Below are 15,244 nucleotides of genomic sequence, written 5' to 3' on the forward strand. Positions count from 1 at the left end.
GGACGGAATGGCGGTGGCGACGGCGGACATGGCGGAACCCTGCATGTGTCGGGGATCCCACCGTGCCGCCGGGGTCACTTATTTATCAAAACAGTTTTTGCAATACCGAGCATAAGTTGTGCTAATAATCGACTCAAATGCCCGGAAAGAAACCCGTAACCCCGCGTTTTTCCTACAAGTCCGACCGGCTCAAGCCGCTGCGCGCGTTCTGCCAGACGGTCCGCCTGGGCTCGGTTTCGCGTGCGTCGGAAGCACTGTTCGTCAGCCAGCCGGCGGTGAGCCTGCAGCTGCAGGCGCTGGAACGGGAACTGGGGGTGGTGCTGTTCGAGCGCAGCGGCCGGCGCCTGGTGCCCAGCCGCGAGGGCCAGCTGCTGTACGAGATGGCGCAGCCGCTGGTGGAGAGCCTGGACGGGCTGGAGGCCAGCTTCCGCGACAAGGTCCGCGGGCTGGACGCGGGCGAACTGACCGTGGCCGCCAATTCCTCGACGATCCTGTACCTGCTGCCGAAGATCGTCGAGGACTTCCGCCAGCGCCACCCCGAGGTGCGGCTCACCCTGCAGGACGCGATCAGCGCCGACGGCAACGAACTGCTGCGCGGCGACGCCGCCGACCTGGCGGTCGGCTCGATGCTGGATGTGCCGGGCGACCTGAGCTACGCGCCGGTCTACGACTTCGAGCAGGTGCTGATCGCCCCGCGCGGCCATCCGCTGGCCGGCAAGCGCGAGCTGACCCTGGAAGACCTCTCGCCGTGGCCGCTGATCCTGCCGCCGAAGCGGCAGATCACCTGGCGGCTGGTGGACCTGGTGTTCCAGCGCCACCGCGTGCCCTACACCGTGGCGCTGGAGGTCGGCGGCTGGGAGGTGATCAAGCAGTACGTGGCGATGGGCATGGGCATCTCCATCGTCACCGCGCTGTGCCTCAACGACGCCGACCGCGAGCGGCTGGCGATCCGCCCGATGGCGCGCTACTTCCCCAAGCGCAGCTACGGGGTGACGGTGCGCCGCGGCAAGGTGCTGTCGCCGCAGGCGCGCGCCTTCATCGAGCTGATCCGCCCGGACCTGTTCGCCCCGCGCCAGTACGACGATACCGGGCATTCGGAGCGGTAGCGTCCGCCGCGGTTGTAGGAGCGACTTCAGTCGCGAAGGGGCTTGCCTGGTAATGCCCGGTCGCGACTGAAGTCGCTCCTACGGCCGGCTGGTGGGCGGCGCGTCGGGGCCTCAACGCCCGGCCGCGGCCCATTCCGCCGCCGGGCGCGGCCGGCTGAAGGCGTAGCCCTGCAGCAGTTCGCAGCCCAGGCCGCGCAGCAGTTCGATCTGCTCGGCGGTTTCCACGCCTTCGACCACTACCCCCAGCTCCAGGTCGCCGGCCATGGACACGATCGCGCGCACGATCTTGCGGTCCGGGGCGCTGTCGAGGATGCGGCGCACGAAGGACTGGTCGATCTTGATCAGGTTGACCTGGTAGTGCGACAGGTAGCCCATCGAGGAATAGCCGGTGCCGAAGTCGTCGATGGCGATGCGCACGCCCTGCCGGTGCAGCTGTTCCAGCGCGGCGGCGACATGCTGCTGGTCGCCCAGCAGCATGTCCTCGGTCACTTCCAGCACCAGCCGCCGCGGCGGCATGCCGGCCTCGGACAGGGTCTGCGCCAGCTGCGTGGGGAAGTCGCTGGCGTAGATGTCGCTGACCGAGACGTTCACCGCCAGATAGGGTTCGCAGGGCGCGTCCAGGTGCGGCAGGAACGCTTCGCACGCGCTGCGCAGGATGCGCTGGGTCAGCGCGCCGACGTGGCCGGTCTCGACCGCGGCCTGCACGAATTCCGGCGGCGGGATCCAGCCCAGGTCCGGGTGCCGCCAGCGCGCCAGCGCCTCGAAACCGGCGATGCATCCACGGCGCACGTCGTGGATGGACTGGTAGTAGACCTCGATCTCGCCGCGCGCGATCGCCTCCGGCAGGCTGGCCTCGATCTGGAACTGGCGCGCCGCGCGCTCGTGGATCGCGCTGTCGAAGGCGACCACCGCCGTGCTGCGATTGCGCTTGGCCTCGTACATCGCCGCGTCGGCCTCGCGCAGCAGGCGTTCGGCGGCCAAGCCCTGCAGCGGCGCGGTGCTCATGCCGAACGCGGCGGTGATCGGGATGCGCCGACCGTTGATCAGGAACGGCTGCTGGAACAGCGCGTCGCACAGCGCGCGCAGCCGCGCCAGGTCGTCCTCGCCGTGCACGCGCGCCATCACGACGAAGGCGTCGCCGCTGAAACGCACCAGCGCTTCGCGCGTGCCGCAGCGCTGCCGCAGGCGTTCGGCCACGGCCACCAGCACGCGGTCGCCGAACGCGTGGCCATGGGTATCGTTGACCAGCTTGAAGCGGTTGAGGCCGAGCATCACCAGCGCCACCTGCTCGCCCTCGCCGCCGGGCTGCGGCAGCGCGTGCAGGAGCCCGGCCAGGCCGCTGCGGTTGTGCAGGCCGGTCAGTTCGTCATGCGTGGCCTGGTGGTGCAGCGCGCGCTGGCGCGTGGCCTGCATGATCCCGCGCACCATCAGCACCGCCACCACGAGCACCAGCAGCAGCACGACCACCACGATGAAGAACAGCTGCGTGCGGTATTCGCGGGCGAAGATCGACGGCGGCGCGTTGACCAGGGTGCTGCCCTCGGGCAGGCGCCGCGGATCCACGCCCAGCCGGCGCAGTTCGGCGTTGTCGAACAGCAGCGCCAGCGGCGTGTCGTGCACCACCGGTATCGCCGAGGCCGCCTCGCCGGCCAGGATCCGGCGCGCCATCGCCGCCTGCAGGCGACCCGTCTCCAGGCCGCTGTTGAGATAGCCGCCGACCGCGCCGTGGCCCACCGCCATGTCCAGGTCGCTGTACACCGGCAGCGCGGTGCGGGCGCGCACGTAGGCCGGCACCAGCTCCGGTTCCAGCGGCAGTTCGCCGTCGCGCACCGGGATGCTGCCCAGGGCGAAGACCAGCGTGCCCTCGGGCACGCGCGGCAGGCGCGGCGCCAGCCGGTCCAGCCGCGGCGTCGGCCAGTGCTCGACGGCGGGATGGCCGGGCAGCCGCGCCAGCGCCGCGTTGATGTTGGCCCGCATCGCGGCGCCGTTGTCGCTGTCGGGGGTGATGAACAGCAGGCGCCGGGTGCGCGGGTGCAGCACCAGCGCGGTACCGAGCGTACGGGCGAGGTCGAAGCGTTCGAGGATGCCGGTGACGTTGGCGCGCGCGCCGACGATGCGCTCGGGCGCGGCGTTGATGCCGCTGAACACCACCGGGGTATCGCCGAACAGCCCGGCCTGCGCCACGACGAAGGCCAGCGCATCGTCGTCCACGGTGGCGATCAGGTCGAACCGCTGGCCGGCGTACTTGCCGCCCATGTAGCGGGTCAGGCGCTCGCGCTGACCGGCGTCGGGGTAGCGCTTGGCGTCCATCCATTCGACATGGAACACCGGCCTGTCGCGGGTGGCCCCGCCCCACTCGGTCAGGCCGGAAAGGATGCGGTCCTCCCAGCCGAAGCCGGGGTGGTAGGACAGCAGCACCAGCACGCGCGGCGGACGGGACGGCGCCTCGCCCCGCGCGGCCGCCGCGCCGCCGGCGGCTGCCGTCGCGCACAGGCAGGCCAGCCACAGGCCCGCGAGCCAGCGCCAGGTCCGGGCCTTCAACCGGGTTGCCAGGACAGGCGGCGCCATTGGCACGGAGCGACAACATGGGAGCACGGTGCATCCTGCAAGCGGACGGAATCCTGCCCGAGCATAAGCCCTGCCCGCCACGCCGGGATGGCCCGAAAGCCATCCCGCCGCTGCCGGTGCGGCCGCCGCGTCAGCGGTCCGCGCAGCCGCAACCCCTCCAGCCCGCCTGCCGGCTGGTCTTGCCGATGCCCGGGTTGAAGGTGTTGCTCGGGTCCAGACGCCGGTAGAAGTCCGCCAGCGCCGGCTTGGCCGGATACAGGTGGCCGACGTTGTGCTCGGCCGGATATTCGGCGCCGCGCGCGTCCAGCAGCGCCCACATCGCGTGCTCGATCGCCACCGGGTCCTCGCCCTTGCGCGCGATGTAGTCCTGGTGGAACACATGGCACAGGAAGTGGCCGTAGTACAGCTTGTGCAGCAGGCGCGCGTCGAGCGCGGCCGGCAGCCGCTCGAACCAGTCGCGGTCGTCGCGGCGCAGCGCGATGTCCAGCGCGACGATGTCCTCGACGCGGTCGCGGTGCGCCTCGCGGTAGCGCACCGCCGCGCTGGCGATGGCGAAGCGGTGCAGGAAGGCCTTGCGTCCCTCCTCCGCCGTGCAGCGGAAGAAGCCGCCCTCGTGGTCGGCGAAGAAGCCGCGCAGCCAGGCCTCGGTGTCCGCCGCATCCTGCGCGGAGACCTTCAGCAGCAGGTGATGCTCGTAGCGCTGGCGGAACCTGCCCATGCGCGCAGGCAGATGCGGCGGCAGCAGGCCGACCAGCGCCTGCATCACCCGATCGGTCGCGCCGCGCAGCCCGAGCCTCTCGAACCAGCCGTCGACCCGGCTCTTCCACGCGAACGCGGCCGGCACGCGCGCGGTGCCGAGCCGGTCGATCAGCAGGAACACGTCCTTGCCGTAGCGCTCGCCGATGTCGTAGGCGTCGCGGTGGATGTACTCGCCGGAAATCGGCAGGCGCTCGAAGCCGGTGAGCAGCTGGCGGCGGATCGCGGTCAGGCTGTCGGTGCGGTTGCTGCCGATGTAGAAAACCTCGGCCGGCTCCTTCTCGAAGGTATCCAGGCGCACCGCGAACACCGCCAGCTTGCCGGCCGAACCGGCGGCTTCGTAATGCCGCGCCGGGTCGGCGTTGAAGCGCGCCGGGGTGCCGGCATCCACCTGCCGCACCTGCGCGGCGTAGTGCGGATCGGACGCGGCGCGGCCCTCGCCGCTGCCGATGTCGGCTGGCGCGTAGTCGCCGGCCTGCAGCCGTTGCAGGATTTCTTCCGGACCATCGCCCAGCGCGATGCCGAGATGGTTGACCAGGTGCAGCCGGCCTTCGGCATCGACCTGCGCGAACAGCGCCATCTCGGTATAGGCCGGCCCGCGCCGCACCAGCGCGCCGCCGGAGTTGTTGCAGATGCCGCCCAGCACCGAGGCGCCGATGCACGAGGAGCCGATCACCGAATGCGGCTCGCGGCCGAGCGGCGCCAGCGCCTGTTCCAGCCGGTCCAGCGTGGCGCCGGGCAGGCACACGACCTGGCGTCCCCCATCCAGCAGCTGGATGCCGGTCAAGCGCAGCGTGCTGACCAGCACCACGGGCCGCCCGTAATCGTCGCCGTCGGGCGTGGAGCCGCCGGTGAGCCCGGTGTTGGCGGCCTGCAGGATGATCGCCGCACGGCCCTGCACCGCCGCCTGCAGCACGCGCCACAATTCCAGCAGCGTGCCAGGCCGCACCACCGCCAGCACCGGGCCCTCGCCGAAGCGGTAGCCCCTGCGGAAGCGGCGCGTGGCTTTGTCGCCGGTCAGCACGTGGCGCGGGCCGACGCTCTGGCGCAGGGTGGTCAGCAGGGCGTCGCGGGAGGTCTGGTCGGGCATGGAAGGTTCCTGGTGAAGCCTTGGCTTTTCGTAGGAGCGGCTTCAGCCGCGATGAGGCTTTCCCCGGTAAAGCCTCATCGCGGCTGAAGCCGCTCCTACAGGGGGGGACCGGGGCTCACGCCGGCAGCCGCACCAGCGCGTCGCGGCCGATGTCGGCGATGCGGCGCGCGCCGGTCAGGGTCATCGCCACGCGCATCTCCCTGGCGATCAGGTCGAGCAGGTTGGCGACGCCGGCCTGGCCCTGCGCGGCCAGCGCGTAGACGAAGGCACGGCCGAGCAGCACGGTGTCGGCGCCGAGCGCGAGCATGCGCACCACGTCCAGGCCGTTGCGCACGCCCGAATCGGCGAGGATCTTCAGCTCGCCCTGCACGGCATCGGCAATGGCCGGCAGCGCGCGTGCGGTGGACAGCACGCCGTCCAGCTGGCGGCCGCCGTGGTTGGACACCACGATGCCATCGGCGCCGAACTTCACCGCATCGCGCGCGTCGTCCGGGTCGAGGATGCCCTTGATCAGCATCGGCCCCTTCCAGAACTCGCGGATCCATTCCAGGTCCTTCCACGAGATCGACGGATCGAAGTTGCTGCCCAGCCAGCCGATGTAGTCGGCCAGTCCGGTCGGGTGGCCGCGGTAGGCGGAGATGTTGCCCAGGTCGTGCGGGCGGCCGCGCAGGCCCACGTCGAGGGCCCAGCGCGGATGCGTCGTCGCCTGCAGGTAGCGGCGCAATGCCGCGTGGGGGCCGCTCATGCCCGAATGCGCGTCGCGGTAGCGCGCGCCCGGCACCGGCATGTCCACGGTGAACACCAGGGTGGTGACGCCCGCCGCCTGCGCGCGCTCCAGCGCGTTGCGCATGAAGCCGCGGTCGCGCAGCACGTACAGCTGGAACCACATCGGCCGCCTGATCGCCGGCGCCACTTCCTCGATCGGGCACACCGACACCGTGGACAGGGTGAACGGGATGCCGCGGCTGTCGGCCGCGCGCGCGGCCTGCACTTCGCCGCGGCATGCATACATGCCGGTCAGGCCGACCGGCGCCAGCGCCACCGGCATCGCCAGTTTCTCGCCGAACAGCTCGGTGTCCAGGCTCAGGTCGGCCATGTCGCGCAGCACGCGCTGGCGCAGGGCGATGTCGGCCAGGTCGGACACGTTGCGCCGGAGCGTGTGCTCGGCATAGGCGCCGCCGTCGATGTAGTGGAACAGGAACGGCGGCAGGCGACGCTGCGCGGCCGCGCGGTAATCGGTGGAGGCGGAGATGATCATGGGTCGACCGTGGAGGAAGGCAGGCGCGAGGCCCGCGCGCGCCGGGCCTCGTTTTCGTCGAGCGTGCGCAGCGTGGTGTGCACGAATTCGAGATGGGCCAGGGCGGCGGCGCGCGCGCGTGCGGGGTCGCCGGCCAGCACCGCGTCCATCATCGCCCGGTGCTGCTCGGACAGCGGCGAGAAGGTGCGCGGCGAGGTGTACAGCCGTTCGCGGCTCTGCGAGATGTTGGTCTGCAGCAGGTCGAACAAGCCGCGCATCACCTGCAGCAGCACCAGGTTGTGCGAGGCCTCGGCGATGGACAGGTGGAAATCGGCGTCGGCGCTGGCCTCGCCGGCGGGGTCGTCCTTGCCGTGCGCGTCCATCATCGTCTGGAAGGCCCGGGCGATGCGCTCGCGGTCCTGCGCGGTGGCGCGCAGCGCGGCATGCCAGGCCGCGGCGCCTTCCAGCGCATGGCGGATCTCCAGCACGTCGAAGCGGTATTCCGGATCGCCCTGGAACAGCGGCAGGTAGGGCGCCAGCGGCTCGACGATGGCCTGCCGCGCGCGCGCCGCCGGCTCGGCCACGTAGGTGCCGCCGCCGACACGCGCGGTCAACAGGCCCTGGCTGCTCAACTGGGCGATGGCCTCGCGCAGCGCGGTGCGCGACACGCCCAGCTGCACCGCCAGCGTGCGTTCGGCCGGCAGGCGGTCGCCGGCCTGCAGCTGCCGCTCTTCCACCAGCGCGCGCAGCTGCGCGGCGACCCGGTCCGATACCCGCTGCGGATTTCCGCGATGCATGTTCATGCCGTCATCGTGCCCGCTCAGGGAATCATCCACGTCAGCCACCACGCCTGCGCGCTGGTGATCAGCCCGACCATCACCGTGAACGCCAGGCTGTGGCGGATGGTGAAGCGGAACAGGTCGGCCTCCCGGCCGGCCAGCCCCACCGCCGCGCAGGCGATGGCGATGGACTGCGGCGAGATCATCTTGCCGGTCACCCCGCCGGTGGTGTTGGCCGCCACCAGCAGCACGTCGGACACGCCGATCTGCTGCGCGGTGGTGGCCTGCAGCGCCGAGAACAGCGCGTTGGACGAGGTGTCCGATCCGGTCAGGAACACGCCCAGCCACCCCAGGAACGGCGAGAAGAAGGTGAACGCATCGCCGGTATGCGCCAGGGCCAGCGCCAGCGTCGCCGACAGCCCGGAGTAGTTGGCGATGAAGGCGAAGGCCAGCACCATGCCGATGGAATAGATCGGCGTCTTCAGCTCGCGCACGGTCTCGCCAAAGGTGGACAACGCAGCCCGAGCCGGCATCCGCAGCACCAGGATGGCGACCAGTGCCGCCAGCAGGATCGACGTGCCGGTGGCCGAGAACCAGTCGAGCTTGTACACCGCCTCGTAGGCGGAAGGCGCGCTGGTGATCGGCGGCATCTTCTGCACCAGCTTGTCCAGGCCCGGCACCGGCAGTTTCAGCACCCAGCTTTCCAGCGCGCCGCCGGCGGCGAACAGCGCCTTGAACGGCTTGATGCTCCACAGCGTGACCAGGGCGGTGAGGATCAGGAACGGCGACCACGCGCGCGCGATCTGGCCGGCGCCGTGGCGCGGCGCGTCCTGCGCCAGCATGGCGGCCTCGGCGCTGGCCTCGGTCTCGAAGCGGAAGATGCGCCGCGGTTTCCAGCGGCGCAGGAACAGCGTCAGGCACACCAGCGATGCCAGGGACGCGGTGATGTCCGGCAGTTCCGGGCCGATGAAATTGGAGGTCAGGTACTGGGCGAGGGCGAACGAACCGCCGGCCACCAGCACCGCCGGCCAGGTTTCCCTGATGCCGCGCCAGCCATCCATGATCGCCATGATCCAGAACAGCACGATCAGGGTCAGGAACGGCAGCTGGCGCCCGGCCATCTGCCCGATCTCGAACGCGTCCAGCCCGGTGACCTGGCCGGCGACGATGATCGGGATGCCCATCGCGCCGAACGCCACCGGCGCGGTGTTGGCGATCAGGCACAGGCCCGCGGCGTACAGCGGCTTGAAGCCCAGCCCGACCAGCAGCGCGGCGGTGATCGCCACCGGCGCGCCGAAACCGGCCGCGCCTTCCAGGAACGCGCCGAAGGCGAAGCCGACCATCAGCATCTGCAGGCGCTGGTCCTCGGTCACCGACAGGATCGAGGCGCGGATGATGTCGAACTGGCCGGTCCGCACCGAGATCTTGTACAGGAACACCGCGCCGAGAATGATCCAGGCGATCGGCCACAGGCCGTAGACGAAACCGTACAGCGCCGCGCCCAACGCCTGCAGCGGCGGCATGCGGTAGAACAGCAGCGCCACGCCCAGGGCGATTGCCACGGTGAGCGTGCCGGCCAGCCAGCCCTTCATGCGCAGCACCGCGAGCGCGACGAAGAAGAAGGCGATGGGCAGCAGCGCGATCAGGCTGGACAGCCAGATATTGCCGGCCGGGTCGTACAGTTGTTCCCAGGGCTGCATGTCGATTCCCCAATTCGGACAGGACAGCGCCTGCGCGGGGCAGGCACGCAACGGCAGCCTTATTGGTACTACCAATAAGCGACAACCGGAACCCGGGATGCGAATGGGATCAGGCAGTCCGCGGAGAGCGCATTAGATCACAGCTCTTTCCGCGATATTGGACAGACCAATTTAACGGAGAGCTCGGCGCTCACGCGGGTCGCGCGGCTATTGCGGACGGGCTATAGCGCCCGCCACGCCATGCCCTCGCCGCGGCGCCAGAACACCGCGCGCGCCTTGCCGTACACCGTGTCGGCATCGACCAGGCCGAAGAAGCGGCCATCGAAGCTGTCGCCGCGGTGGTCGCCCAGCACCAGCAGCTTGCCCTCGGGAACGGTGATGCCGTCGATGTCCGGGCCGCCGCCGGCGTCCAGGTCCAGCGTCACCTGCTTGCCGCCGAAGGCTTCCTGCCGCGGCTCCAGGCGCAAGGGCCGGCCGTTGATGCGCAGGTAGCCGCCGTGCAGTTCGACGCGGTCGCCGGCCACCGCGACAACGCGCTTGATCAGCCGCGTGCCGTCGGCCGGCGAATCGAACACGGCCACGTCGCCGCGCTGCGGATGGCCGGTGTCGAGCAGGCGGATGCCGGTGAACGGCAGGCGCAGGCCGTAGGCGCGCATGTCCACCGCGACGTGGTCGCCGGGCTGCAGCGTCGGCTGCATCGAACCGCTGGGCACCTGGTAGTGGTTGGCGAGCGTGTCGCGCGCCGCGCCCAGCAGCAGCAGCATCGCCGCCAGCGGCAGCGCTTCGCGGCGCAGCCAGGCCAGCACGGGGTGGGCGGATGCGGGGCGTTGGTCCTGGGGCATGGCGGCATTCCATCGACAGTGATCGAGTGTGGACTGCCGGCCTCCGGGGGAAGTTCCCGTCTCCTTGGGCAGCGCGGGTTGCAGCGCGCTTCCGAAGGAAGAGGGGCGCCGAGGATTGCAATGCACGAGGCTGCGCCCTGCCCCAAACCCCGCTCATCCCGACGGGCAAGGGCTTGGGTAGATGCGGGGCTTGCCCCGCATGGGGCCGTCCCGCGATGCTTCATGCGGGGCAAGCCCCGCATCTACAGGAATGTTGCCACCACCCCGGCCATGCTCTCTGGTCCAAGCGGAAGACAAAGAAGCGGGAGGATCGCTCCTCCCGCTTCCTTACCACCCGGCTTACTTCAGCCCGCGGTTCTTCAGCAGCGGCTCCACGCTCGGATCCTTGCCGCGGAACTCGCGATAGGCGGTGGCCAAGTCGCGGGTGTTGCCGATGGACAGGATCTTGTCGCGGAACACCTGGCCGTTCTCGCGGGTCAGGCCGCCGTGCTCCTTGAACCACTCGAAGGCGTCGTCGTCGATCATCTCCGCCCAGAAATAGGCGTAGTAACCGGCCGAGTAGCCGCCGCCCCAGATATGGTCGAAGTAGCTGCTGCGGTAGCGCGGCGGCACCTGCGCCAGGTCGACGTGGTACTTCTTCAGCGCGGCGGCCTCGAAGGCGTCCACGTCCTGCTGCGGCGCGTCGGCGCCCTGCGTATGCCAGGCCAGGTCGAGCAGCGCCGCAGCCAGGTACTCGGTGGTGGCGTAGCCCTGGTTGAAGGTCTTGGCCTTGGCGATCTTGTCCACCAGCGCCTGCGGCATCGCCTCCTTGCTCTGGTAGTGCCTGGCGTAGTTGGCGAACACCTTCGGGTCCGAGGCCCAGTGCTCGTTGAACTGCGACGGGAACTCGACGAAGTCGCGCGGCACGCCGGTGCCGGCCACGCTCGGGTACCTGGTGTTGGAGAACATGCCGTGCAGGGCGTGGCCGAACTCATGGAACATCGTGGTCACGTCGTCCCAGCTCAGCAGCGCCGGCTGGCCGGCGGCGGGCTTGGTGAAGTTGCACACGTTGTAGACCACCGGCCGGGTGCCGGTCAGCCCGTCCTGCTCGACGAACACGTCCATCCACGCGCCGCCGGACTTGCTGTCGCGCTTGAAGTAGTCGGCGTAGAACAGCGCCAGCGGCTTGCCGTCGGCGTCGCTGACCTCGAACACACGCACGTCCGGGTGGTAGACCGGGATGTCCTTGCGTTCCTTGAAGGTCAGGCCGTAGAGCTGGTTGGCGGCGAAGAACACGCCGTTCTGCAGCACGTTGTCCAGCTCGAAGTACGGCTTGATCTGCGCCTCGTCCAGGTCGTACCTGGCCTTGCGCACCTGCTCGGCGTAGAAGTCCCAGTCCGAGGCGGCGGCCTTGAAACCGCCCGTCTTTGAATCGGCACGTTGCGCGTCGATGACCTTCTGGATCTCGGCCAGTTCGCCGCGCGCCTTGGCGGTCGCGGCCGGCACCGTGTCGGTCAGCAGCTTCAGCGCGTTGGCCGGGGTCTGCGCCATCTGGTCGCCGAGGTTGTAGGCGGCGTAATTCGGGAAGCCCAGCAGCTTGGCCTTGGCCGCGCGCAGCTGCGCCAGGCGCTGGATGATCCTGCGGGTGTCGTTGGCGTCGCCCTTTTCGGTGCGGGTTTCCGAAGCCTCCAGCACCTTGGCGCGCAGGTCGCGGTCCTGCAGCGACATCAGCACCGGCTGCTGGGTGGTGTTCTGCAGCGCCAGCACCCACTTGCCGTCGAGCTTGCGGCCCTTGGCCGCTTCCTCGGCCGCGGCGACGTCGCCGTCGGACAGGCCGGCCAGCTGCGCCTTGTCGTCCACCACCACCGCGCCGGCGGCGGTGGCCGCGACCAGCTTGTTGTGGAAGTCGTTGGCCAGGGTGGCTTCCTCGGCGTTGTACTGCTTCAGCGTTTCCTTGTCGGCATCGCCGAGCTGGGCGCCGGCCTTGACGAAGCCCTTGTAGGTTTCCTCGACCACGCGCAGCTGCTCGGCGTCCAGGCCGGCCCCGGCGCGGCCGTCGTACACCGCCTTGACCCGTGCGAACAGCTTCGGGTCCAGGTGGATGGCGTCGCCGTGCGCGGCCAGCTTCGGGATCACCTCTTCCTGGATCTTCTGCCGCTCGGGATTGGTATCGGCCTGCACCACGCCGAAGAACACGCGGCTGGTGCGGTCGAGGATGGCGCCGGACTTCTCCAGCGGCAGCAGGGTATTGTCGAAGGTGGCCGGCTCGGCGTTGTCGGCGATCTGCCTGATCTCGGCCAGCTGCTGGCGCATGCCTTCCTCGAACGCCGGCAGGTAGTCGCCGTCCTTGATCCTGTCGAACGCCGGCGCCTGGAACGGCAGCGTGCTGGCGGCCAGGAACGGATTGGCCGGGGCCTCGGCCGGCTGGCCGGCGGTCGGGGTGTCGGTGGTCACGGGGGCGGTGGACTCCTTGCCGGAACAGGCCGCCAGCGCAAGGCTGATGGCGGCGGCCAGAATGACGGTGCGCGACATGTAACGTGCTCCTGAGGGACGGGTGCGTGCAGCCGCAAACCCTACTCCGTCCGCCACGCGCCGGCATGTGCCGATGGTGGCGGCTTCCAGCCTGTACGCGCCCGTAGGAGCGCACTTCAGTGCGCGAGGGGACTTCCCGGCAGAGCCTCTTCGCGCACTGAAGTGCGCTCCTACGGGGCGCCGCGGCGCAGCGTGGCGAAGGCGGCCAGCGCGTCGGCGCGGCCGGCGGCCAGCTCCACCTGCGGCCGCGGTGGATAGGCCGGCGCCAGCCGCCGCGCCAGTTCGGGATGCTCCCACGGCGCGAAGCGCGCCGGCAGCGGCAGGCCCGCCAGTTCCGGCACCCAGCGCGCGATGTAGGCGCCGTCCGGGTCGAACCGCCGCGCCTGGCTGACCGGATTGAACACGCGGAAGTACGGCGCCGCGTCGGCGCCGGTACCGGCGGTCCACTGCCAGCCCTGGGTGTTGTTGGCCAGGTCGGCGTCCACCAGCGTGTCCCAGAACCAGCGCGCGCCGTGCCGCCAGTGCTGGCGCAGGTGCTTGCTCAGCCAGCTGGCCACCACCATGCGCACGCGGTTGTGCATCCAGCCGGTGTGCCACAGCTCGCGCATGCCGGCATCGACGATGGGCACGCCGGTGCGCCCGTGCCGCCATGCCTCCAGCTGCGTTTCGTCGGCCGGCGCCCACGGGAAATCGTCGAAGCGCGGGTCGAGGTTGTGGTCGGGAACCCGCGGGTAGTGGTGCAGCACGTGGTGGGCGAACTCGCGCCAGCCCAGTTCGGCGAGGAAGCGGTCGCGGTCGGCCTCGGCGATGGCGTCGCCGGCGGCCAGCACCGCCGCGGCGATGCGCCGTACCGACAGCTCGCCGTGGTGCAGGTGCGGTGACAGCCGCGAGGTGCCCGCCTCGGCGGCGAAATCGCGGCCCTGCGCGTAGCCGTGCACCGCGCCGTCGAGGAAGGCGTGCAGGGCCGCGCGCGCGCCGTCCTCGCCGGGCGTGAAGCGCTGCCAGAAGCCGGCGTCCCACGCCGGACGCGGGGCCGGCAGCAGGTCGTCCAGGCGCTCGCCCGCGGACAGGTCGACCGCATCCAGCGCAGGCAGGCGCGCCGGCGCATCCCAGGTAACCGGTGCACGCCAGTGCGCGCGCGCCGATTTCCAAAACGGCGTGAACACGCGGTACGGATCGCCCTGCCGGGTCGCCAGGTCCCACGGCTCGAACAGCAGCGCGCCGTTGAAGCTCTCCGCGTGCAGGCCGGCCTGGCGCAGGCTGCGCTTGATGTGCGCGTCGCGCTGCTCGATGGCCGGCTCGTAGCGCCGGGTCCACAGTACCGCCTCGGCGCCGGTACGCGCGGCCAGCGCCTGCAGCGCGGCGAGCGTGGGCCCGCGCGACAGCAGCAGGCGCGACCCACGGCGTTCCAGCGCATCGGCCAGCGCCGCCAGCGAACGCCGCCGCCATGCCAGCGACGCCGCGCCCGGCACCCATGCGCCCTCTTCCTCCGGCGCATGGATGTAGACCGGCAGCGGCCGCAGGCCGCGGTCCAGCGCCGCGCGCAGGGCCGGCTGGTCGTCCAGGCGCAGGTCGTCGCGCAGCCACACCAGCGCGATGTTCACCGCCTACACCGTGCCGCGGTTGCGGCCGATCCACGGCCGGTACCAGTGGCGGACCGCGGCCATGTCGGCGGCATCGTCGCCGCTGGTGTGGAACGGCGCGCCGAAGCCGATGGTCTTCTCCGGGTAGTGGAAATAGGCCGGCACGATCGGCACCTGCGCCATGCGCGCGATGCGGATGAAACCGCTCTTCCACTCCTTCACCGGCTTGCGCGTGCCTTCCGGCGCCAGCGCGAACCAGATGCGCTCGCTGCCCTGGATCATCGCCACCGCCTGCCCCACCGTGCCCTGCGGCGAACTGCGGTCCAGCGGCACCACGCCCAGCCGGCGCAGCACCGCGCCCAGCGGCCACCAGAACAGCTTGTCCTTGCCGAGGATGCGCGCCTCCACGCCCAGCGCCATCTTCGCCGCCAGGCCCCAGAGGCCGTCCCAGTTGGACGAATGCGGCGCGGCGATGACCACCGCCCTGCGCAGATCGGGAATCGGCCCGACCACGCGCCAGCCGCCCAGGCGCAGCAAGCTGCGCCCCAGCCAGCGCGAGAACGCGCTGCCGTGCACCCGGGGTACGTTCGGCGGAACCGGCGGCACGACCGGCGACGGCTTGTCCAAGCGCTACTCCCAGTTCCGTTGCGAGCGGCCGCGCTTGAGCTGCGCCCGCCCTTTCTTCTCGTCCAGCCGCCGCAGCCGGGAGCCGTAGGTCGGCTTGGTCGCCACCCGCGTCTTGGGCACCGCCAGCCCCGCGCGGATGAAATCGGCCAGCCGCTCGCGCGCGTCGGCGCGGTTGCGCTCCTGCGTGCGGAAACGCTGCGCGTCGATCACCAGCACGCCCTCGTCGGTGAGGCGCCGGTCGCGCCGCGCCAGCAGGCGCGCGCGCAGCGGCTCGGGCAGCGACGGCGAACCGGCGACGTCGAAACGCAGCTCGACCGCGCTGGATACCTTGTTGACGTTCTGCCCGCCGGCGCCGCTGGCGCGCACGAAACGCTCGACGATCTCCGTTTCCGGGATCGCCAGCGACGCGTCGACGGCAAGCGAGGGGGTGGCCATGGCTGCGGAT

At 70.8% G+C, this 15,244-nt stretch carries 11 protein-coding genes; 1 reads left to right on the forward strand and 10 read right to left on the reverse strand.

From position 1 onward, the window contains the following. Nucleotides 1-137 precede the first annotated feature (137 nt). On the forward strand, nt 138-1,106 hold the full coding sequence (locus CQ393_RS11655) for a LysR family transcriptional regulator (RefSeq protein WP_153191724.1): 969 nt from the start codon (nt 138-140) through the stop codon (nt 1,104-1,106). Between the two features lie 111 nt (nt 1,107-1,217). Here CQ393_RS11655 and CQ393_RS11660 read toward each other — a convergent pair whose 3' ends face one another. The 10 genes from CQ393_RS11660 to arfB form a co-directional block, all read right to left on the reverse strand. Further along, nucleotides 1,218-3,647: an EAL domain-containing protein gene (locus tag CQ393_RS11660; protein ID WP_153191725.1), complete on the reverse strand. Its 2,430-nt coding sequence runs from the start codon at nt 3,645-3,647 to the stop codon at nt 1,218-1,220. A gap of 157 nt (nt 3,648-3,804) precedes the next feature. Further along, entirely contained in the window at nt 3,805-5,520 is a 1,716-nt protein-coding gene (dld, locus tag CQ393_RS11665; RefSeq protein ID WP_153191726.1) for a D-lactate dehydrogenase, read from the reverse strand. A 115-nt stretch (nt 5,521-5,635) separates the two neighbouring features. Continuing rightward, entirely contained in the window at nt 5,636-6,778 is a 1,143-nt protein-coding gene (gene lldD, locus CQ393_RS11670; RefSeq protein WP_153191727.1) for an FMN-dependent L-lactate dehydrogenase LldD, read from the reverse strand. Beyond that, nucleotides 6,775-7,560, reverse strand: coding sequence for a transcriptional regulator LldR (gene lldR, locus CQ393_RS11675; protein WP_265588096.1), 786 nt, complete (start codon nt 7,558-7,560; stop codon nt 6,775-6,777). Before lldR ends, lldD begins: the two co-directional genes overlap by 4 nt. Before the next feature lie 17 nt (nt 7,561-7,577). Continuing rightward, complete coding sequence (gene lldP / locus CQ393_RS11680) at nt 7,578-9,236, reverse strand: L-lactate permease (protein WP_153191728.1); 1,659 nt, start codon at nt 9,234-9,236, stop codon at nt 7,578-7,580. Nucleotides 9,237-9,457: 221 nt separating this feature from the next. Continuing rightward, the gene (gene lepB / locus CQ393_RS11685; protein ID WP_153191729.1) at nt 9,458-10,078 is read right to left on the reverse strand and encodes a signal peptidase I; all 621 of its coding nucleotides are present in this window, start codon (nt 10,076-10,078) and stop codon (nt 9,458-9,460) included. Nucleotides 10,079-10,417: 339 nt separating this feature from the next. Beyond that, on the reverse strand, nt 10,418-12,589 hold the full coding sequence (gene dcp, locus CQ393_RS11690) for a peptidyl-dipeptidase Dcp (RefSeq protein WP_153191730.1): 2,172 nt from the start codon (nt 12,587-12,589) through the stop codon (nt 10,418-10,420). A gap of 170 nt (nt 12,590-12,759) precedes the next feature. Further along, nucleotides 12,760-14,193, reverse strand: a complete 1,434-nt coding sequence (locus CQ393_RS11695) for a deoxyribodipyrimidine photo-lyase (protein ID WP_343199946.1) — start codon at nt 14,191-14,193, stop codon at nt 12,760-12,762. 3 nt (nt 14,194-14,196) lie between these two features. Next, on the reverse strand, nt 14,197-14,799 hold the full coding sequence (locus CQ393_RS11700) for a lysophospholipid acyltransferase family protein (RefSeq protein WP_153191731.1): 603 nt from the start codon (nt 14,797-14,799) through the stop codon (nt 14,197-14,199). Nucleotides 14,800-14,802: 3 nt separating this feature from the next. Then, nucleotides 14,803-15,234, reverse strand: a complete 432-nt coding sequence (arfB, locus tag CQ393_RS11705) for an alternative ribosome rescue aminoacyl-tRNA hydrolase ArfB (protein WP_153191732.1) — start codon at nt 15,232-15,234, stop codon at nt 14,803-14,805. Nucleotides 15,235-15,244 lie beyond the last annotated feature (10 nt).

The organism is Stenotrophomonas sp. MYb238, assembly GCF_009496535.1.
GTDB lineage: Bacteria > Pseudomonadota > Gammaproteobacteria > Xanthomonadales > Xanthomonadaceae > Stenotrophomonas.

What these genes read in the sequence shown, in the direction of transcription:
- lldR (WP_265588096.1), bottom strand. Translation starts at nt 7,560, where the DNA reads ATGAACATGCATCGCGGAAATCCGCAGCGGGTATCGGACCGGGTCGCC.
- arfB (WP_153191732.1), bottom strand. Translation starts at nt 15,234, where the DNA reads ATGGCCACCCCCTCGCTTGCCGTCGACGCGTCGCTGGCGATCCCGGAA.
- CQ393_RS11655 (WP_153191724.1), top strand. Translation starts at nt 138, where the DNA reads ATGCCCGGAAAGAAACCCGTAACCCCGCGTTTTTCCTACAAGTCCGAC.
- lldP (WP_153191728.1), bottom strand. Translation starts at nt 9,236, where the DNA reads ATGCAGCCCTGGGAACAACTGTACGACCCGGCCGGCAATATCTGGCTG.
- dcp (WP_153191730.1), bottom strand. Translation starts at nt 12,589, where the DNA reads ATGTCGCGCACCGTCATTCTGGCCGCCGCCATCAGCCTTGCGCTGGCG.
- lepB (WP_153191729.1), bottom strand. Translation starts at nt 10,078, where the DNA reads ATGCCCCAGGACCAACGCCCCGCATCCGCCCACCCCGTGCTGGCCTGG.
- dld (WP_153191726.1), bottom strand. Translation starts at nt 5,520, where the DNA reads ATGCCCGACCAGACCTCCCGCGACGCCCTGCTGACCACCCTGCGCCAG.
- lldD (WP_153191727.1), bottom strand. Translation starts at nt 6,778, where the DNA reads ATGATCATCTCCGCCTCCACCGATTACCGCGCGGCCGCGCAGCGTCGC.